Raw genomic sequence first — 20,258 nt, 5'->3', positions numbered from 1 at the left:
GTGGATCAGCAGTTTATAAAAGGTATACCTTTTTCAACTTTAGAATATGCAAAAGCTATAAGTTTATTAAAAGGTTGGCTACATGAACAACAAGAGAAACCAAGGTTTGTAGTAACTGCAAATCCTGAAATTGTTATGTCTGCAAAGGAAAATACGGAAAAATCAAAGCAGTTTAAAAAGATGTTACTATCTGCGGATTTAATAACAGCGGATGGGATTGGTGTCATAATTGGCTCGAAAATATTAAAAGGAACTTTGAAAGAACGTGTTACTGGAGCGGATTTAACTCACGATTTAATAAAATATTGTAACGACAATGAATATCGTGTCTTTCTTTTTGGAGCCGCTCCAGAAAGTAATAAAAAGGCATTAGAAAAATTAAATGAGCAGTTCCCAGGAGCGCAGTTTAAAGGACAGCATGGATTTGTAAATGGTGAAGAAATAGAAGAAATAAAAATGAAAATTAAGCAATTCAAGCCGCATTTACTACTAGTAGGACTAGGTTCACCAAAACAAGAAGAGTTCATCTATGAAAACATACAAACATTAAACGTTCCGCTATCTATTGGTATCGGAGGCATGATTGATATAATATCTGGTACTGTAAAAAGAGCACCGAAAATGATGAGGGATACCGGAACTGAATGGCTGTATAGGTTACTCTCACAGCCGAAAAGGTTAAAGAGACAACTTGTACTTCCGAAATTTTTATTGTCGGTTATGTCTGAGAGGATTAAAGGGATTAATTAATAAAGGAGACTACATACATGAACAGAATCGGCATTATTGGAGCAATGCAAATTGAAATAGATTTACTTTTAGAAAAACTAGTTATACAAGAGGAACAGACAATAGCGGGAATGCCTTTTTATATTGGAGAATTCATGGGGATAGAAGTAATTATTACACGTTCTGGTGTAGGGAAAGTAAATGCAGCTGCATGCGCGCAAACATTAATTCATAAATTTGATGTAGACTCTATCATTAATACAGGCGTTGCTGGTGGGTTACATCCAGATGTAAAAGTTGGCGATTTAGTTATTTCAACTAACGTAACCCATCATGATGTAAGTAAAAATCAAATGAAAAACTTATTTCCGTTCAAGGAAGAATTTATCGCAAGTAAGGAATTGGTAGAGTTAGCACGTAAAGCATGTAATAGTAGTAGTTTACGTACTAGGGTTCATGAAGGAAGAATCGTCAGCGGTGAATGTTTTGTTGAAGATTCAAAGTTAAAGGCGAAATTAATAGACGAATACGCACCTCATTGTACAGAAATGGAAGGAGCAGCAATTGGACATGTCGCCTACATAAATGATATACCGTTTCTTGTTATAAGATGTATTTCTGACAGTGCAGATGATGAAGCTCAAGTTTCTTATGATGATTTCGCGAAAACTGCCGCAAATTATTGTTCAGAAATTATCGTTGAGATGCTGAAAAATATATCGAGTAATACTTATAGTTCAAAAGGGGAGAATGACATGTTACAAGCGTTAATTTTTGATATGGACGGAACGTTATTTCAAACAGATAAAATTTTAGAATTATCGTTAGATGATACTTTCAATCACTTAAGATCACTACAACTATGGGATACAGTAACACCAATTAATAAATATAGAGAAATTATGGGTGTGCCGTTACCGCAAGTTTGGGAAGCTTTATTACCGGACCATTCTATTGAAGTAAGAGAACAAACAGATGCATATTTTTTAGATAGACTAATTGAAAACATAAAAAGCGGAAAAGGCGCTTTATATTCAAATGTAAAAGAAATATTTACATATATAAAAGAAAATAATTGTTCAATTTACATTGCTAGTAATGGTTTAACTGAATATTTACGAGCAATCGTAACTTATTATGCTTTAGACAAGTGGGTGACTGAAACGTTTAGTATTGAACAAATACAATCGCTAAATAAAGGTGACTTAGTTAAAAGTATTATGAACAAATATGATATAAAAGAGGCAGCGGTAGTTGGTGACAGGCTATCTGATATAAATGCAGCGAAAGACAACGGTTTACTTGCGATTGGATGTAATTTTGATTTTGCGCAAGAAGATGAACTTGCTCAGGCTGATATAGTAATAGATGATTTAATGGAGTTGAAGGGGATATTATCTGAAGTGAAGAATACGCACGCTATGAATTACATAAAGTAACAACCATAAAAATGCACAGAATAAATGATTCTCGAGCATTTTTATGTATTTTCGTACTTAGGGGGAATGGACTTGAAAGATATACATATTCAACAAATAGAAAATTTAATGGAATATGAATTCAGTCATCTCGTTCAAGACAGTGAATAAGAAGGTTTTAATTTCCTTATAAGACTAATAAATGAATATAAAAACAAAATAAATGTATTCAATAAAACTGGAGAATGTTTATATGGTGTTTTCCAAGGTGATATGTTAATTGGAGTTGGCGGTTTAAATGAGGATCCGTACACAAAAGACAATAAGATTGGGCGGTTAAGGAGATTTTATATTTCAAGGGATTATCGGCGTATAGGGTTAGGGAACTTATTATTAAACCAACTATTATGTCATGCGGAAAAGTATTTTGAAGTGATTGTTTTACATGCTGACACGAAGCAAGGGGATGTGTTTTATACTGCAAATGGATTTGTAAAAGGGGGATTATATAAGGGATCGAGTCACTACAAACTATTATAGAGATTGCTATCCAAAGAATAGCTACGGACAGGGTTTTTGTTGGTAAATCGATATATCTTAAAAATCGCTGATATATATGAAGTTGCGACCCTTATATAAAAAAGAGCACCTTAGCTTTTAAAATTTAGCTTATAAGGTGACTCCTTTTCAGTCAATTACGTTTTAACGTTCATTTGTTTCAATAATAATCCTGGTTTACCTTTTACATAATAAAAATGCGGATTATTTTCATCATCATAAAGCATAATATAAGGCTTTTCATTTAGTGGGAGCAGTATAAGTACTTCGTCTATTGTAGTGTGTAACCATTGATTAGTAATAGAAACCGGCTTAGATAATGGGATTTTTATCATATAGCCATCTTTTGGAACGACATTTAAGTTTTTAAATGGACCGGTTATTGCTTTAGCGTATTGAACTGCTTCTTTTTGGATTACTGGATCTAAAGATTGTTTTTGAATGACCATTTCTTTTTGACAATCAAATACTTCAATTTGTTGATTGGTTTTTGCGAACGCATTTGTTGATAATAGAAATAAAAGAAGAGAAATGACCCCGATTTTTTTTATCATAATACAACACCTCACCATTACTATCCCCTCAAAAGCTTTAAATATTTTTCTGTCACATTCATGTAACAAAGATGTTGTATGATACAATTGGTTTTTGTTTAAAAGCAATGGAGGAAAAAATATGAAAGTTTTAATTGCAGATGACGAACAAGATATGTTAAGAATTTTAAAAGCTTATTTTGAAAAAGAAGGCTTCGAAGTTTTATTAGCGAAAGACGGAGAGGAAGCACTTCAAATGTTTTATGATGAAAAAATTGATTTAGCAATTTTGGATTGGATGATGCCGAAACATAGTGGTATTACTGTCTGTCAGGAAATAAAAAAGAATTCAAGCGTAAAAGTGTTAATGCTTACGGCGAAAAGTGAAAGCGAAGATGAATTAGCAGCGCTTCAAAGTGGGGCAGATGAGTACGTAAAAAAACCATTTCATCCAGGAGTACTAATTACACGAGCGAAAAAGCTTATTCAGCATGATGATATTATTCAAGTACAAGATGTAAAGATAAATTTCGCCAAAAATAAAGTATATAAAAATGATATAGAGTTAGAAATTACAAAAACAGAGCTCGAATTAATAAAATGCTTTTTAAATCATAAAGGAACGATTTTAACTCGTAAAAAATTGCTAGATATTGTATGGGGATTTGACTATTTTGGAGAAGAGAGAACTGTTGATACACATGTAAGAAGGCTGCGTAAAAAAATTGGAGAAAATATTATTAAGACGCATCGCGGGCTGGGCTATAGTTTGGAGGAACAAAGTGAATAAACTTGGAAAAAAGTTATTTTTCAGTATTTCTGCAACTGTTATTCTCATCTTTATGATTTCGTTATTATTCATTAACAATCTCTTACCGAACTATAATATTTATAAAACACGTGAAAGCTTAAATAAATTTACAACACAAATACAAAATACAACAGTGGAAAATATAGAGGATGTTATTCATACAATTGAAAGTGAAAACAACGTTACAATTGCGTATACGCCAATTAATCAGTCAGAAGATGCTATGAACGAAGCATTACGCATGCAACTTACGAAAAAGAAAGTGACGTTAAATAAGCTTTGGATTACGAAAGACGAAGTCATGAAAGTGAAGACGGAAGGGCAATCGAATAAACTGTACGATCAAGGAAAGGTAAAAGCGAGTTTTTTTGCTAAATATATTGCGAAAGATGATACGATAATTTTAATTGGGACTTCTATTGCGAATTCAAATGAAATTATAAGTACGTTAAATACATTTTACTTATACATCGTATGTTTCTCGCTGCTTCTTATTATTTTACTTGTGTGGATACTTTCAAAAATAATAACGACGCCACTGAAAGAGCTAAGTGATGTAGCTCAGGATATTTCACATTTGCAGTTTAAAAGAACGAAAGTGAAAACGAATGATGAAATAGGAGAGTTGGCCAATAGTATTAATATCATGAGCGAAAAACTACATGAAGCACATCAAGATTTAACTGATCGTAATGAACATTTAAAACGATTTATGGGTGATGTGACGCATGAATTAAAGACACCGATCGCATTAGTAAAAGCATACTCTATGGGGATTAAAGATGGACTAGATGATGGGACTTACGTAGATACAATTATTAAACAAACAGATCAAATATCAAACTTAATTGAAGAACTATTACGATTTTCTAAACTAGAAAGAGATATTTTACAAAAAGAAGAATTCCCTATTGAACCACTGGTCCAGAGTATATTAGATAAGCATCAGATTGAACTGGATTCGAAAGAAATTAACTTGCAAGTAAACTGTAATACGAGCGATACAATCGTTTATGCAGATTTAAATAAAATGAGAATGGTATTTCAAAATTTAATTTCTAATGCAATAAAATATTCAGCAAATCAAAACATAATAATTACTTTAGAAGATAGAAATAAAAGTATATATTTTCAAATAAAAAATGGCATTCATACGGAAAAAATTAAAGATATCGATAAAATTTGGGAGCCTTTTTACGTACTAGAATTTTCTCGTAGTAAAGAAAAATCAGGTACAGGATTAGGACTAGCGATAGTGAAAAGTATTTTAGAAAGACATGGTTTTGAATATGGAGTTTCCTCTATAGATGGAGAAATTCAATTTTATATAAATGTGAAAAAGGATTAATGAAAATATTAGTCCTTTTTGCAGCTTTAGAGGTTAGCGATACAGGATGAATCACCATAATTTTCAAAATTGATGTATTAAATGGAGAATTAGCAAATGTTCTACTTTCATTAAATTCACGTGAAGTTCACAGGGAAACGTTACATTTACATAGTTACATTTGAATTTAATGAAGTGAGGTATTCGGATTTGAAAAGAAAGAAATTAGTAATAGGTAGCATTTTAATGGGGATGACGTTATCTTTATCCGCATGTGGTTCATCAGATAATATTGTAACTACAAAATCAGGAAGCATTTCAGAAAGTGATTTTAACAAAAAATTAAAAGAAAACTACGGTAAACAGAATTTATCTGAAATGGTAGTAGAGAAAGTATTAGATGATAAATATAAAGTTACGGATGAAGAGGTAACGAAACAACTAAAAGAATTAAAAGACAAGATGGGCGATAATTTTAATACATATATGGAATCTAATGGTGTGAAAAATGAAGATCAGTTGAAAGAGAAATTAAAGCTTACTTTCGCTTTTGAAAAAGCTATTAAAGCAACCGTAACGGAAAAAGATTTTAAAGATCACTATAAGCCAAAGCTTCAAGTTAGCCATATTTTAGTGAAAGATGAAAAGACAGCAAAAGAAATTAAAGAAAAATTAAATAGTGGCGAAGATTTCGCGGCATTGGCTAAACAATATTCAGAGGATCCAGGTTCTAAAGAGAAAGGTGGAGAACTATCTGAATTTGGACCAGGTATGATGGTGAAAGAATTTGAGGATGCTGCATATAAGTTAGAAGTTGGTCAATTGAGTGAACCTGTTAAATCTTCCTTCGGATATCATATTATTAAGTTAACGGATAAAAAAGAGCTTAAATCGTATGAGGAAGAGAAAGAGAATATTCGTAAAGAATTAGAACAGCAACGTATACAAGATCCTCAATTCCATCAACAAGTTACTAGAGATCTGCTTAAAAATGCAGATATAAAGGTATCTGATAAAGACTTGAAAGATACCTTTAAAGAGTTAGAAAAATAATAAATGGAATGTAAGACAATCGATAGAAATATCGGTTGTCTTTTCCTCTATTTATCCCGCTATTTGCCGGGCAGTAAGACCCCCACTTCAAAATTCAGTGGAAGCAAAGAAGTTAGACGGGGGCCCTGCTGCTCGTAAACGCCCGATTGGTGAGTGCTGATTACAGTTTCACTTTATAAAGAAGGGGGGAGTGGGAAAATACTTTCACACCTGCATTAAATTTTACTTAATAAGAAATCTTTGAGTTTCTCAACTTTTATATAAAAATAAAACTGAATTTTCAGTTATTTTTTATATAGTAAAAGAGAACGAATAAGGGGAGGGAACATTTTGAGTAAAAAGAAAATGGCAATTACACTGTCAGCAATGCTATCTGCAACAATTATACCTAGCTTTACTATGGATGTGCATGCAGAGAAGAAGGAAGAGACTAAAAATACGAAAATTGAATTAGAAAATGGGATGACAAAGCCGATTTATTCTCTCGATGAAGCTATTATCGAAAATTTATATGTAGAGACAGAAGTTGATAGTGATCGCGACGGTAAGAAAGACAGAGTATCGATAAAAGTTATGCGCCCAAAGACAGATCCGAATGTGAAGGTTCCTGTTATTTATGAAATGAGTCCATATCGATCTGGATTAAAAGATGTTCCTGTATATAATGTAGATGAAGAATTGTATGCGTATGAAGGAAAACCGTATGGAGCAGTTAATCTTGGTTCGTATGGGAACTATTACGTGCCAAGAGGTTATGCAGTTATTCTAGGCGAAAGTATCGGTACTGGAAAATCAGATGGATGCCCTACAACTGGAGATGAACAAGAAATACTCGGTACAAAGTCTGTTATTGATTGGGTAAACGGTCGCGCGAAAGCATTTACAGAACAGGGTGAGGAAGTTCAGGCAAATTGGTCTACAGGAAATGTAGGTATGACTGGAGTTTCTTATAATGGTACATTACCAAATGCTGTTGCGACTACTGGAGTTGAAGGTTTAAAAACAATTATTCCAATCGCAGCAATTAGTAGTTGGTATGATTATTATCGTGCAAATGGTGCAGTCATTGCTCCAGGCGGATATCAAGGAGAAGATACAGATAATATGGCAGAAGCAGTACTGACAAGAAAGAATCCAGAAGTTTGTGGTCCGATAATGACAGAACTTACTGCTGGACAAGATCGGAAAACGGGTAATTATAACGATTTTTGGGATAAAAGAAATTATGTAAAAGATGCTAAAAATGTAAAAGCGAGTGTATTTGTTGTTCATGGTTTAAACGATTGGAATGTTAAAACGAAACAGTTCGCACAATGGTGGGATGCTCTTGGAGAAAATGATGTACCTCGTAAAATGTGGCTATATTAAGGTGGACACGGTGGGACATCTGTGAAACGTAGACTAATGGAGTTGAAAATTAAATCTAGACCTGTACGTATAGATAATCATACAAAATATACAAAACAAGAAGTAAAACAAATTGTGAATTTATATGATCGAGGTTACAGCATCGATGTAATTGCAGAGAGATTAGGAAAAAGTGCATTAGGTGTTCGGGGGAAGATGGAAAGAATGGGATATAGGTTTAAAGGGAAGGTTCCGATACCACCTAAAGAGTTTTTAGTCTGAAGACATAAAAAGGCTAGGATTTCTCCTAGCAAAAGAGTTATGTCGTACAGAAAGGTACTTGTGTGCAAACCAGGTGTTTGCAAATTCATTATATAACGTTTCTGGGGTGGACAGGTTGAGTCATAGCAATCTTTACGTAAATTTTACATGTTGTTGAAGAATTTGATACCTAATCATTATTTTATCGGGGGAAAAGAATATGTTATGAACTTGGTTGAATGAAAAAATGAAAATTTTACTTTTAGAGTGAAACTAAACAAAAATGCTATTTTGCACAACAAAGCAGCTAGCTTAATGAGCTAACTACCTGTTGTACAAAAGAAACTAGGCCCTACAAGTAAATGATATGTAACTTTAAGTTACAGCTATAGTATTAGCAGAATTAAAAGTATTATGTGGAAATAATAATCTTAATAAAACTTTCATTTTAATATAAAGCAGAATTATTAAATGGCTTAGGCAGACAATTTATTAAATAAACTGTCCGCCAAGTGAATGAAAGATTATTTGAGCTATAAAGCCCAAGTTTAGTATAGATAGTATCATGAAAGTTTAATCATAAAACAGATAAATTATGTTATAGAAAACCTTCAATTAAAAAAAGAGCAGTTAGCTTTTGCTAACCGCTCGGCTCTCGACCAAGAAAGCTAGAGTGGGAGAAATCGACTTTTTAAAGTCTTGTCTACAGTGTTAGACAATGTTTAGAATTTTATTCACTTAAAACGTAAAAAGAGCAGCTAGCAAAAGCTAACCGCTCTCCAGAAAAGCATTAAGAAGGAAGTTCAGAACTCAAGTGTATTTATAGTATGGACATAATTTGAAGATTTATTCAGAGAAAATTATAAAGAGCAACCACTTAGGTTGCCCTACAGATAGGAGGTAACTCAGTGAACAAAATGAATACGTTAAAAATGTATGTAACAAATAGAAAAATAAGAACAAAAAAGCAGCTAGCAAAAGCTAACTGCCCTGGTGAATAAGAAGAACACAATGGTTATTCGTATTCAACCTTGGTGTATCTATATTGTTAACATTTGTTAGAAATTTATTCAACAAAAGAGCAGTCAAACTAGCTAACTGCTCAATTAGAGAGAAATACAGTCATGGATGAAAATCTTGATGTACAAATATTGTATCCATAATTTTATGTTTTATTCGAAAGAAGAGGGAGAAAAATGAAACCCGTAAAAGCGAAATGTGAAGTATGTGAGCACGTGTTTCGTGTCCAGATGCTCGTAGCGAGATTATCAAATCGTGTGGACAAGCACTATTTCATTTGTCCAAGCTGTAAATCAGAATTTGTAAGTTATTATTCGAACCGTGAAATGAGACAGCTGCAGAAAGAAATTTCAAAATTATACAACGGTTTCCGTAAATGTTATACGAAAGAACAGGCAGAAGTGATTCAGGCAAAAATCGATAAAAAGGATTTAGAGTTTAAGTGGTTACGAGATAAATTACGAACGGATATTGAAAATAAATTACCAAATTAAAGGGGGGTAAAGTTATATGGATATACCTAAACAATTGATGATTGGTAGTGTACCGTACGATGTGGAAGTTGTAAAAGGATGGCTTGAAGAAAGAGAAAACGGAGAAGTAAGAATTGCTGAAGTAACGTATCATGAACAACAAATCAAGATTTCGGACAATGTAGTGAAGCATGAAGGGCAAATGAAAAACGTACTTCATGAAGCGATCCACGCAATGCTGTATGAATATGGACTCGATCGTTTAAATAAAGAAGTGAATGTAAATGCACTGACTACAGTCTTCTTCGACTTTATTAAAAATAATATTCGTGGTGGTGTGTCTAGCTTTGTAGGTTATGAATACTTGGTGTCTACGTCTCCTGAGAAAAAAGTAGAGAAAGAAGAGCAGCAAGGGCTTTCATTACAACAGAACTTGTGAAAATGATTAATCAACAACCACCTGAAGCGGAAGTTCATAAGGCTTTAGATCTAGGGGTACGTATAAACAACTACGTGAGTCGGCTATTAAGACGACCGAAGATAAGCCGACTCGTAAACTACCAATCGTAGAAGTGAATCGTAGCTCGTTCCCTATGGAAGAAATAGCAAAGATTACAAAGAAAGAAGAAGCTGATTCGACTCATTGGAAAACAGGTATTAAGTATGACGATGAAGGTAAACCGAGATATCGTACACGTTACGAGTGCTGCATGTGCGGGAATCGCGGAAATCAATACGAATATGAAGGAAATAAATTCACGAAATGCCATAAATGTAACGCGAAACTCAAGATAGTACCAGCAACGAAAAAAGGGCTTCCTGAGCGCGATGCATTCGGTAATTTTTACGTAGCTAATGATGAATACAATATGATTTTGGATGGTGAGTAAAGATGAAGAATATACCTACAAAAAACATAAGTGAAGAACTGGAGACACGTGAAGGTGTCACAACAGTGCAAGTAAGTCCCCATGAAAAGATTGAAGTAGCCGGTATTACGGTTGAGGGTCCGGTTGTGATTCTTATTAATAAGGACTAGGAGTGGTTGGATGGAACTTATATATGAATATCTGATTTGGACAACGTAGTTCATCTGTGTAATATTTTTTGGTTTAGCAAGCGTTATAGAAACAATTCAAAAGTAAGGAAAAGGAGCTGAAGAGAAATGAAATCGACAGGTATTATTCGTAACATTGATCCATTAGGACGAATTGTGGTTCCAATGGAATTACGCCGCACATTAGGTATCCAGATAAAGGATTCGATGGAGATTTTCGTAGATGGTGAATCTATTATTCTACAAAAATATAACTCTAATAACTCTTGCCAAATTACAGGAGAGGTTTCAGAAGAAAACATTGAAATAGCTGGCGGTAAACTCGTGCTGAGTCCTGAAGGGATTGATCAGGTATTAGCGGAAATTGAAGCGCATTTGAAGGGGCGATAAGATGAGTGAACCTAATAAGCAATATACAAATATCGAACTGGAAATGATTTTGGATAACTTTGTAAAGGCGTTACCGATGCAAATGCGTATGCAACGTGAAATGTCTAAAGTATATAAAGTACGTTTCGATGCACTTGTTTCGGAAGGTTTTACGGAACAACAAGCACTGGAAATCGTAAAATCACGTGGGTATAGAGTGAAAGGTTCGGAAGCAATCTTACGAGCGATGCACCAGGTAGGAGGAGAAATTCCAGCCACGCAGTTTGATACGTGGCTGGGTCAACTCTCTCAGTTTGGACTACTGGAGCAAGTCACGAAAGATGATGAGCATGTTTATTACTACCGGCTTACGGATAGCGCAAGGCAGTTTTTAGCTAAGAAGGGTGTGTAAAATAAGCGGTTATCTTGTGTAGCTTATAATCTCTCCATCTTGTTCTCTGTCAATATTGTGTAACGTTCCATTTTCCTCAAGTAAAAAACAAGCAACGGCAGGTTTTTTATGTAAAGTAGTTAAATAAACGACGTAAAGTTTATCACTGATTCCTACGTGTTCCTTAGCAATTTGCTGAAAAATAGTTTGGCACTGACGTGCGATATTTTCATACGCATTTGTGGCGTTTAACTGATCTTCTGTTAGTGATTGTAATACAGTTTGTATTTGGATTTTAGCTTTATCCTGAATTTTTTCGTTTGCACCTATTAGCTCAATTGCTCCAACTTTGCTATGTGTAAAGGGTTCTGTCAGACCTATGTAGTTTTTTACAGAAAACAATGTGAAACTGTTGCTCTCATCATCGTAATTAGCTAGAAGAGCGCTACCTATTGGATGATTATTTATATGAGTTTTCGAGTGGAAATCATTCACATCATTATAAAAATTAAGTATATAACTACGTAAAGATATATTATCTAAAGCATGCGCATTATTATATAAGCAGTTACGTAGGATTTTAGCGGTGTAAAAAGAACTTTCAGAACCCGAAGTTCCTAATATACAGTTAGGGGTTACAATCGTAATTTTACGTATATAATCGTTATCTATTTCGTCGGTTTTTTCGATACTATGACGTGTATCACTGGCAATAAGAATACCGTTAGGTAAAACGATACCTGCAATTAGTGTCATTACTTCATCTCCATTCGAATTTAGTATTTAATACAACATTGATAATTATAACAGATGGTAACTACGTAAGTCTTGTTTTTAGGGAATGTATGTTCTTAGTAGTGAGGTAAAGGAGAGAAACAAGTGAATTATATAGATCGTATCACGGAATTAGCCCCACAAGTACCGGCGGTCGTTTTTGAAGATGTGATGAACCGGATTAAGGATTGGATTGTTAGTGGCGGGAAAGAGGATGACCCGTATATTGAACAACAACTGAGATTCGTGGAACGTGTGGCTGTAAGGAGTAAGGAACATGACATCTGAGGAAATAAGTAACTTACAAATCGATGGGGTAGATGTTCCGTTTTACGACTGATAATGGAAAAGATTAAAGTTTATATATCAGATGGAAAAAAGCAAAACCTCTGTATAGAAAAAATAAGTTAGGAAATATTAAGGTTTGATTGTTCAAAAAAAGGAGGGTTTACTATGACAAACGAAAAATTTTTAAACGAACAAATCGAAAAGCTTAAGGAAGTTGCCAATTACTCTACCGACCCTTGTATAGTAGCTACATCAATTGCTGTATCTAGTCAGAAAGTTATAGATCTTATATTAAAAAAGTTAAATCATGGGGATATTTATCGTGGTCATCATTGTTCAAAACATACTACTAACTGGGAATTGGTATATGTAATTTTTGACTTTGATTGCCCACCAGGTGTTTTTTGCTTGATTAGACCTTCATTTGCGGCAGTGGTTAATATGGTAACACATAGTGTTGAAATTATTGATCCGTATATTGAATCACATATTAATTCATTACAGACAGTGTTAAAGCCAGAACGAGCTGGTTATAAACTAGAAAATGAAATGCTTGACTGGCCACTTCCTAAAAAACATATACAATTAACCCTTTCAAACCATACAGGTATGGATATTCATGTACAGGTCACGGATAAAGCGGACTGGGGACCTGGTCAATTAAATCATGCGCAAAATATTACAGCAAGTACAAGAGAAGCATATAACTTTGGAAATAGAGCTAATTTTCATGTTCAGGTATGGAAAAATGATAATGGTCAACAAGGGAAATTCATAGGTGAGTTTGATCATCATGTACGATACAATGCGCTGGGGTGGACTGACGCACTTGAATTTGTAATAAGGGAAATAGACGGTCAGGTCTATATGTTTGTTGTTTCTTTAAGAGTTGTTGGTGAAGTAATAGCTAGATATTTATTATCAGGAGAGTAAGAAATTATTCTTCATGTTTATTTTAAATTAAAATAGATGTTAATTAGTATTACTGTATATTAATTTTTATATGCAGTAATACTTTATTCAAAATTATAATTTTGAATATTTTTGCAATGCTTTTAGATGGAAGGTATAATAGGTTATTTCTGAACAGTCAAAAAGCTATATCGATTTTTCGTTAAAGAACTGATTTAATCTGATAGTAATATAGCACATGCTCTATAGTTGAGAAAATTGAAAAATGTTTGGAGGGCCCTTATTTTCATAATTAAGCCTCTTTTGATGTGGGTTAAGCACTTTGATAGTGATAATTAATATCATGAAAATTGTAAATCAAAATCAGAGAGTGAATGATTATGTATAATAATTATTGGAATCCAAATCAAGGTCTCATGTATCCAAATGTTTATCCTAATTATGAGAATAACCCAAACTATATTCCGATTGAAGATCCGAATTATAGAATGACGCATCCAAATGCTGGTCCAAGTATGGATCCGAATTATGAAATGATGTATCCAAATTCAAGTGAAGATTCGGGGTATCAGTTCTCTCATGATTTAAATCAAAGTAATGTCCATGGCTATCGGGATGAGAGACAACCAGAAACTTATTTATATATTCGTGAAGCTAAACAAACTCGCTTGGGGGATAAGTTCTGGTCATTTTCTTGGAAGCCTCAAACAGTTCAGCCTGGTCAATATTTGCTTGCCTTTTTGAATGCGCCTGATATGAATGTTATTAATGGGGATGGAAAATAAGTTCACCAAATGATCGAGTGTTTGCGATAGAGAGTTATGATAGACAACTAGATCAATGGGTTATTACACTATACAACGATTCACAGAATACTAAACAAGTTACATTTACTTTGATAGCAAAAGAAAGATAAAGCAACTTGTTAAGCTATTAAAACAGGATACATGTGGGAAAGAGATACTAAATTCATAAATTATGTTTAGGTGCATATTTCTAGATTCGAAGAGTCACAGCTATTTAATCGAGAATAAAAATATATAAAAGAAAAATCTTTAAGTGGGGGTCTAATACACTACAGTACTAAAAAAAGAAGAAGAAAATAAAAAAGCCCCCCCTTAAAAAAATATACCTTATATATAATATAAATATAAAACTAATAATTATATATTATATATATAGTATTATTTATTAATAGTTATATAGTATGTAATACTATTAATGGTTTAAGGTTTTCGATTTAGGTTTTTGATTTTCTGAGTCAGGAGGTTCGGAGATGACCAGAATTGATGGCTATGTTTCAAAGAAGACAATACAACTATGGCTGGAGAATTACGAATCACTAGCTGTAGGTGATCGGTTCCCTGAGGCGCCGCCTAGCTTTACTGGACCTTGTGCACAGGACGGGAAAAGCGATGGACGATTGAATAAGATTGTGTTGGATCAGGCGATTAAACAATTACCGAAGAATATGAAATATATAGTACTTGCGCGGTATGTATACAAGATTCCTAGAAGGAATACATTACGGACCATGAATATCACTGCAAAATTGTATTACGCACGCTGTAGACAAGCCGTAGATTTATTGCACATGAATATTAACGGTGATATGACTGGTATGAGAAGTATAATAAAAAAGTTGTACGAGGCTTGACAAGGTGGGTTCATAGTAGGTACAATTTATGTTAGGATGGTGAAATTGTGTCTTACTCCAGTACTAAATAATATACGTAGCCATGAGGCCCGTCATTAGGGTATCATGGCTATTTTTATGCCTGTTGGATTGGACTGTTTGTGGGATATATAGTAGGTAAGAAATAGGAGAAGCTGTACCGCATACTATGAACTGTAGGCAACACGAAAGGGAAACCTTGAGGTAATTTCACCAGTCGCTCTCTCCTGGAGAAGAAGACCCTTCGAAACTCAGGGGGTCATGATCCAATGTATAGGTAGTTAATAAGGTGAAGCTTATTCATTAATTAGATTAATAAAGGCTGTATGTATGGCTTATAAACGTTGATATAACAACGTTGTATAATAAATGCATATTGGTTACGTAGTGAAAAAAGAAAGAATCATTGATATCAAGGGATTAAGTTTAAATGTAGTTTACATAACCAATGTTATAGGCAGTCATTTTTAATACAATATTCATCGTTATTCAAAATAGCGATTTTAGATTATTAAACATTTAGTTTTGATTTAATCCCCCGGGGGAAGGTCAAATCTGGTGAGGGGCTGGCAGGCGCTCGTAACGTACCGCCAGAATTTTTAAACTCGGGGGGCATGCACATAACCTAGACAATAATAGTTAGTTTCCTATGCTGTTCCTGCTGCTTGTAGACTCATTTTAAGGCAATCGATACTAAATCGATTGCCTTTTTCTATTTCAGGTGTCGAACATCAACTCTCTAAATGAATAAAATTTCTTAATAGAATTCTAAGAATCGTCTTGACAGCCTTGACCTCTGTCATCGAACTGTACTGAACAACCACCTAAAGCCCTACGTAAGCAGTCGAGAAATGCCAGCGCTTTAGGTAATTTAATAGGAACCTTTTTTTCATCATTTGGACCACAGGTTACAGTACAACAATAAACATGAGAACTTTCTAGAGTCATACTATCATCGTTAAGATGATTTTCGATAGCTTGTACCATGTTATTAAAAGTCGGTTTACTCATTTCGATATTACCTTTTTCATTAATCCATGCCGTATTATTTTGGTTTGTCATAATGTAATCTCCTTTCTTTTATAGAATCCCTTAATTGAGTATAAAAATTCGTGTTTATTTAAAGCAAGGATGTGGATACTGTAAAGGAAAGTAAATTCAAAAGGAGGGTTTATTATGACAGTTAAATATAAAGATGTAGTTTTCAAGGCCCTAGGAGGTCCAGTTCAGTTAGTATGGTGTGAATATCGTGCCAGGTTTCAAAATATTGTAGAAGTGCGTTATCATGTTACTGCATATGAAGCAACAGTGGAAAATACTGATGAACGTGAATTTAGAAAAGGAGATAAACTCTTCGAATCTTCTTGGAAGAAAACACCTCAAAAGGCTCGCCAAGATGTTGAAGGTTTCGTAGGTGAGTTGAAAAAAGATAATATTCTATGGGAAGAAGGTTTTATTGTATCAATTCCAATTATTGATGAGGATTTTTAGATAGAAAAAGGCAATCGATACTAAATCGGTTGCCTTTTTCTATTTCACGAAGAAAGGGGAGCGAAAGAATGGCGAAGTTAGACGAGTTAAAACAGAAACTTACGGCTAAACAAATTCAAGCGGCGTACTTGCTTGTAGAAAATGAGTTGATGGAATCGAATAACGAGGAAAAAAGAACTCAAGACGAAATGGCGAACGAGCTTGGTATAAACCGGACGACGCTTTGGGAGTGGCGAACTAAGAATCAGGACTTCATCGCATTCAAGAGTGAAGTGGCCGATAGTTTTCTCGCAGAGAAGCGTGAGCAGGTGTATAGCAAGTTAATGCAGTTAATTTTAGGGCCGCAACCGAGTGTAAAAGCTATGCAATTGTATATGCAGCGATTTGGTTTACTGACTGATAAGAAAGTAATCGAGGGTGATCTAGGAAATGCGACCCGTACAAATGCGGAAATCGAAGAACAGCTTCAGAAATTAAAAAAATTGACGGGCGAGTAAAAGGAGAGCGGGCTACATGGCATATATAGACGGTAAATGGTTAGCCCGTCATGAACGTCAGGAGCGTATCAATCTTGTAGCGGAAAGAGCAAAGAAGTTACAGGAGTTATACGAAACTGGTGAGGCTACAGAATATTACATGGATACACTACTTGCTGACATCGATGAGTTAGAAAAGTTAAAAAGGGTGCACCGCGGGGAACATGACATGCTGTATTTCATGTATGAGTATTTCTCTGAAGAAGGAAATCCCGGGAATCCTGATAACTTAATTCCGGCTGGGGTAAAGATGGATGATGCTGCAGAGTTTCACCAAACGTTATGTGAGCTATTAGATGACATCACAACAGGTAGGGAGAAAAAGAAAAAAGTAGCATGGAGTGTAGGACGTGGTCATGCAAAAACCGCTTATCTAAGTAACGGTTATTTGTGTCATCAAGTCGTGTATCGATTAAAGCAGTATATTGTTTTGATTTCTGAAACATCCGATGTAGCCGGTGACTTTATATCTTGGGCACGTGATCAGCTAAAGTATAACGAGAAATTACGTGGGGATTTCGGAATCTTACTTCATGAACAAAAAAGCCGAAATGAAGTGGATAACGATAAAGAGTTTGTGACTTTAACAAACACGAAAGTCGAAGCAAAAGGTATAGGGACACAGGTACGTGGGTTACGCCACGGTTCCAAAAGGGTTCAGCTCTATATTTTGGATGACTTGGAGAGTAAAGAAAATACCGCGACAGTTGATTTAATCGCGAAAAATAAGCGTTGGTTCAAGGAAGAATTGCTTCCAGGTTTGAGTCGTCAAGAAGGTGCTTGTATTTATATGGGTACCATCGTTTGTTACGACAGTTTATTGCATCATGTTATTAAAAACCGTCGTGATTTTGTATCAAGATCATTCCCAGCAATTCTGAAATGGTCAGAGCGCGAAGACTTATGGCAAGAATGGCGTGAGATTCGTCAGGTGGATGAAGAGGGCGCTTCTGATAAAGCTCGTGAATTTTATGAGCAGAACAAAGAAGAAATGCTCCGTGGTATAAAAACGTTATGGCCATCACATTTCCCTTACATCGATTTGATGGAAATTAGAGAAGATGACGGTACCAAAGCGTTTAACCAGGAGTATTTATGTAACCCGACTGATGAGGAAAGACAGATATTTAAACCTAAATATTTCACGTACTGTACTGAAGATGATTTAAAAGATAAAAAACTTTTGTATTACGGTGCGGTTGATTTCGCAATGGGAAAAGAAAAAGGTGACTACAGCGTAGTAGTTACACTTGCGAAAAACGTGGAAACAGGCACGTGCTACATTATCGATATTTTTATGGAGCGTGTGCATCCAAATACATTGTTAGAAAAGGCTGTAGAATACACGCTGGCATATCAATATGAATCGATTGCAGTAGAGGCGCAACAAGCGCAGGAGTGGTTCGCGGAGAAGGTTGCTGAAGCATTACAGAAAAAAGGATATCCTTCATCGACGCGCTTAAAACAAATTAAGCAACGTACACGAAAAGCACTACGTATTGAGTCATTATTACCTGATATACAGAGTGGTAAATTACGTTTTATGAAACATTTACGTGCTTTATTGGAGCAATTTGAAATGTATCCAATGCATCCGCATGATGATGGTCCGGATGCAGTTCAAATGGCTTTTTCTATTGCATATAAACGTGCAAGACGTAAAGCGGGAACTACAGGAAATTCAAGATATTGAGAAAGGAGGGGCTTGAATGAGAGTACAAGGTGATCGTAATTTTATGAATCCAGTGGAAATTGTAATGCCAGTTCGTACCGCACTCGGCGATTCTGAGTGGACACGCATTATGTCTGAGGTTCGCTTGTATGAGCGTTATGACGGAGACTTAAACGTATGGTCTGATTATAAAAAACCAGACAATCTCGACTACGAACCTACGAAAATACAACTTAATTATCCTCAAAAAATCGTAAACATGATTGCAGCGTGGCAATTTGAAAAAGAACCAAAAGTCACAGTTCCTCCTGATGTAATAGATGACCCGGCACTTATGATTCAATCAGGATATGAACCTAGTGAGGAACAACAAGCAGAAAACAGTAGAGCGAAAGCAAAGGAACGGTTATTAACATGGGTTTGGGATGACAACCGAATGCATGAGAAGTTATTAGCAGCAGCAAAAGATAGGGCTATTTCAAAAACAGGTGTGTATGCTCGGATTCATTATGATAAACGTCGCGGTGAATTTAAGGTTATTTGGCATCCATCCACAGAAGTTATCGCAAAGTATAGCGACTGGGATATAGATCAGCTGGAAGAGATTCATTTTATTGCATGGCTTGATGAAGAACAAACGAAAATGTGGAAGTTATCTTATTACTTAGTTTGGCATGAAGAAGCGGGTGAGTACGACTGTGAAATTGAAGAAGCAGTCTACAATGGCGATTTAGAAAAGCAAGAGGATAGAGTTGAGCGTTCATCAATGGGTATTGATTTTATTCCCGTTGTACCTGTGCCAACTGAAAAGCTCAGTAAGCGAACTACAGGTTATAGTGAACTTGAAAAAACGATTAAGCTTTCTGATGAAATCGACAAAAAGATGTCTGATTACTCAGATGCGCTACGTTTTGAAATGTTCGCTATTACGTTGCTAACGAATGTAGACGAGGATCCAAAGAATCCACTACAAGTTGCACCAGGTGCGAAATGGGATTTAGGTGACGGCGCTGAAGATGTAGGTGAACCAAGCGCTAAAAAGCTGGAAAGTGGATTTAGATTTAAAGAAACTATTGAAGCGTATCTGGACCGATTGCAAAAACGCCTACATGAAAAAGCAGAGGTACCAATGGTGAATACGGCTGATATGAATACAGGTGGTATAAATGACATGGCCGTGCAGCTTTTATTCAGTAATATCATTTCAAAAACACAACGCTCATGGGTTATATGGCAATCACGCCTCCAAACCTTAAATGAGTATATTTTGCGTTATATGAAAGCAAGACAGTATGATCCAAAATTCAAATACGATAAAGCGATGTTAGCAAAAGTAGATAACTATTATGCTAGCAAGATTATTTTCGGTTTACCGTTACCACAAGATCAAAAAGCACTTATCGAACAGTTAGGGGATGAAATTTCTAACGAAATCGAATCAATTAAAGGTGCTATTACGAGAAGTGGTAAAGAAAATGCGGAACAAAAGTTCATGGAGATTATGCAAGAGCGGATGTTGAAAAGACAATCTCAGGATCCGTATAACGAAAAGTAATACTTGCC

General features: G+C 35.0%; 20 protein-coding genes and 4 pseudogenes. 21 read left to right on the top strand and 3 right to left on the bottom strand.

All coding sequences use genetic code 11. From position 1 onward, the window contains the following. From BCG9842_RS14115 to BCG9842_RS14105, 3 genes and pseudogenes are all read left to right on the top strand, one after another. A complete protein-coding gene (locus tag BCG9842_RS14115; RefSeq protein ID WP_000372659.1) occupies positions 1–750 on the top strand; it encodes a WecB/TagA/CpsF family glycosyltransferase in 750 nt (249 codons plus the stop codon). A gap of 17 nt (positions 751–767) precedes the next feature. After that, the gene (locus BCG9842_RS14110) at positions 768–2,168 is read left to right on the top strand and encodes a 5'-methylthioadenosine/adenosylhomocysteine nucleosidase (RefSeq protein WP_001079713.1); all 1,401 of its coding nucleotides are present in this window, start codon (positions 768–770) and stop codon (positions 2,166–2,168) included. 24 nt (positions 2,169–2,192) lie between these two features. Further along, positions 2,193–2,687, top strand: a pseudogene (locus BCG9842_RS14105) (GNAT family N-acetyltransferase). Between the two features lie 155 nt (positions 2,688–2,842). Here the strand turns inward: BCG9842_RS14105 and BCG9842_RS14100 are convergent. Continuing rightward, positions 2,843–3,259: a hypothetical protein gene (locus BCG9842_RS14100; RefSeq protein ID WP_000591758.1), complete on the bottom strand. Its 417-nt coding sequence runs from the start codon at positions 3,257–3,259 to the stop codon at positions 2,843–2,845. 121 nt (positions 3,260–3,380) lie between these two features. Between BCG9842_RS14100 and BCG9842_RS14095 the strand changes: the two genes are divergently transcribed. From BCG9842_RS14095 to BCG9842_RS31930, 10 genes and pseudogenes are all read left to right on the top strand, one after another. Next, positions 3,381–4,028 carry a response regulator transcription factor gene (locus tag BCG9842_RS14095; protein ID WP_000865984.1) on the top strand — a complete coding sequence of 216 codons (648 nt, stop codon included), beginning with the start codon at positions 3,381–3,383 and terminating at the stop codon, positions 4,026–4,028. After that, positions 4,021–5,397 (top strand): sensor histidine kinase, encoded by a 1,377-nt coding sequence (locus BCG9842_RS14090; protein WP_001037228.1) that lies wholly within the window; start codon positions 4,021–4,023, stop codon positions 5,395–5,397. The genes BCG9842_RS14095 and BCG9842_RS14090 overlap by 8 nt, the downstream gene beginning before the upstream one ends. Before the next feature lie 189 nt (positions 5,398–5,586). After that, positions 5,587–6,429: a peptidylprolyl isomerase PrsA gene (locus BCG9842_RS14085; RefSeq protein WP_015945822.1), complete on the top strand. Its 843-nt coding sequence runs from the start codon at positions 5,587–5,589 to the stop codon at positions 6,427–6,429. 330 nt (positions 6,430–6,759) lie between these two features. Further along, positions 6,760–7,794 (top strand): annotated as a pseudogene (locus BCG9842_RS14080) (CocE/NonD family hydrolase); the annotation flags it as partial. A gap of 24 nt (positions 7,795–7,818) precedes the next feature. Next, the gene (locus BCG9842_RS14075; RefSeq protein ID WP_015945821.1) at positions 7,819–8,058 is read left to right on the top strand and encodes a hypothetical protein; all 240 of its coding nucleotides are present in this window, start codon (positions 7,819–7,821) and stop codon (positions 8,056–8,058) included. Positions 8,059–9,233: 1,175 nt separating this feature from the next. Then, positions 9,234–9,551 (top strand): hypothetical protein, encoded by a 318-nt coding sequence (locus BCG9842_RS14070; protein WP_000805620.1) that lies wholly within the window; start codon positions 9,234–9,236, stop codon positions 9,549–9,551. A gap of 16 nt (positions 9,552–9,567) precedes the next feature. Next, positions 9,568–10,420 (top strand): annotated as a pseudogene (locus BCG9842_RS28985) (hypothetical protein). Between the two features lie 2 nt (positions 10,421–10,422). Then, positions 10,423–10,569, top strand: coding sequence for a BC1881 family protein (locus BCG9842_RS14055; RefSeq protein ID WP_000790089.1), 147 nt, complete (start codon positions 10,423–10,425; stop codon positions 10,567–10,569). Positions 10,570–10,695: 126 nt separating this feature from the next. Next, positions 10,696–10,977, top strand: a complete 282-nt coding sequence (locus BCG9842_RS14050) for an AbrB/MazE/SpoVT family DNA-binding domain-containing protein (RefSeq protein ID WP_000843023.1) — start codon at positions 10,696–10,698, stop codon at positions 10,975–10,977. Position 10,978: 1 nt separating this feature from the next. Continuing rightward, positions 10,979–11,167 (top strand): annotated as a pseudogene (locus tag BCG9842_RS31930) (hypothetical protein); the annotation flags it as partial. A 210-nt stretch (positions 11,168–11,377) separates the two neighbouring features. Here the strand turns inward: BCG9842_RS31930 and BCG9842_RS14040 are convergent. Further along, positions 11,378–12,103: a hypothetical protein gene (locus tag BCG9842_RS14040; protein ID WP_000172502.1), complete on the bottom strand. Its 726-nt coding sequence runs from the start codon at positions 12,101–12,103 to the stop codon at positions 11,378–11,380. Positions 12,104–12,226: 123 nt separating this feature from the next. On the opposite strand from BCG9842_RS14040, the gene BCG9842_RS14035 reads away from it, so the two are divergent. From BCG9842_RS14035 to BCG9842_RS14020, 4 genes are all read left to right on the top strand, one after another. Continuing rightward, positions 12,227–12,409 (top strand): DUF6877 family protein, encoded by a 183-nt coding sequence (locus BCG9842_RS14035; RefSeq protein ID WP_001106359.1) that lies wholly within the window; start codon positions 12,227–12,229, stop codon positions 12,407–12,409. 165 nt (positions 12,410–12,574) lie between these two features. Then, a complete protein-coding gene (locus BCG9842_RS14030) occupies positions 12,575–13,342 on the top strand; it encodes a hypothetical protein (RefSeq protein WP_000180533.1) in 768 nt (255 codons plus the stop codon). Between the two features lie 359 nt (positions 13,343–13,701). Further along, positions 13,702–14,106 carry a hypothetical protein gene (locus BCG9842_RS14025; protein ID WP_000282650.1) on the top strand — a complete coding sequence of 135 codons (405 nt, stop codon included), beginning with the start codon at positions 13,702–13,704 and terminating at the stop codon, positions 14,104–14,106. A 491-nt stretch (positions 14,107–14,597) separates the two neighbouring features. Beyond that, positions 14,598–14,978 (top strand): hypothetical protein, encoded by a 381-nt coding sequence (locus tag BCG9842_RS14020; RefSeq protein WP_000196740.1) that lies wholly within the window; start codon positions 14,598–14,600, stop codon positions 14,976–14,978. A 786-nt stretch (positions 14,979–15,764) separates the two neighbouring features. Here BCG9842_RS14020 and BCG9842_RS14015 read toward each other — a convergent pair. Beyond that, positions 15,765–16,058 (bottom strand): hypothetical protein, encoded by a 294-nt coding sequence (locus BCG9842_RS14015; protein WP_000184529.1) that lies wholly within the window; start codon positions 16,056–16,058, stop codon positions 15,765–15,767. A gap of 114 nt (positions 16,059–16,172) precedes the next feature. Between BCG9842_RS14015 and BCG9842_RS14010 the strand changes: the two genes are divergently transcribed. From BCG9842_RS14010 to BCG9842_RS13995, 4 genes are all read left to right on the top strand, one after another. Further along, positions 16,173–16,487 (top strand): hypothetical protein, encoded by a 315-nt coding sequence (locus tag BCG9842_RS14010; protein ID WP_000216931.1) that lies wholly within the window; start codon positions 16,173–16,175, stop codon positions 16,485–16,487. A 68-nt stretch (positions 16,488–16,555) separates the two neighbouring features. Then, positions 16,556–16,984, top strand: coding sequence for a phBC6A51 family helix-turn-helix protein (locus tag BCG9842_RS14005; RefSeq protein ID WP_001086032.1), 429 nt, complete (start codon positions 16,556–16,558; stop codon positions 16,982–16,984). 16 nt (positions 16,985–17,000) lie between these two features. Next, positions 17,001–18,716 carry a phage terminase large subunit gene (gene terL / locus BCG9842_RS14000; protein WP_000323339.1) on the top strand — a complete coding sequence of 572 codons (1,716 nt, stop codon included), beginning with the start codon at positions 17,001–17,003 and terminating at the stop codon, positions 18,714–18,716. Between the two features lie 16 nt (positions 18,717–18,732). Next, positions 18,733–20,250, top strand: coding sequence for a phage portal protein (locus BCG9842_RS13995; protein ID WP_001265881.1), 1,518 nt, complete (start codon positions 18,733–18,735; stop codon positions 20,248–20,250). The last annotated feature ends 8 nt before the right edge of the window (positions 20,251–20,258 follow it).

Source organism: Bacillus cereus G9842 (assembly GCF_000021305.1).
GTDB classification, from domain to species: Bacteria; Bacillota; Bacilli; order Bacillales; family Bacillaceae_G; genus Bacillus_A; species Bacillus_A thuringiensis_S.
The sequence above is the reverse complement of the archived record's forward strand: the minus strand, read 5'-3'. Positions and strand labels throughout refer to the sequence as shown.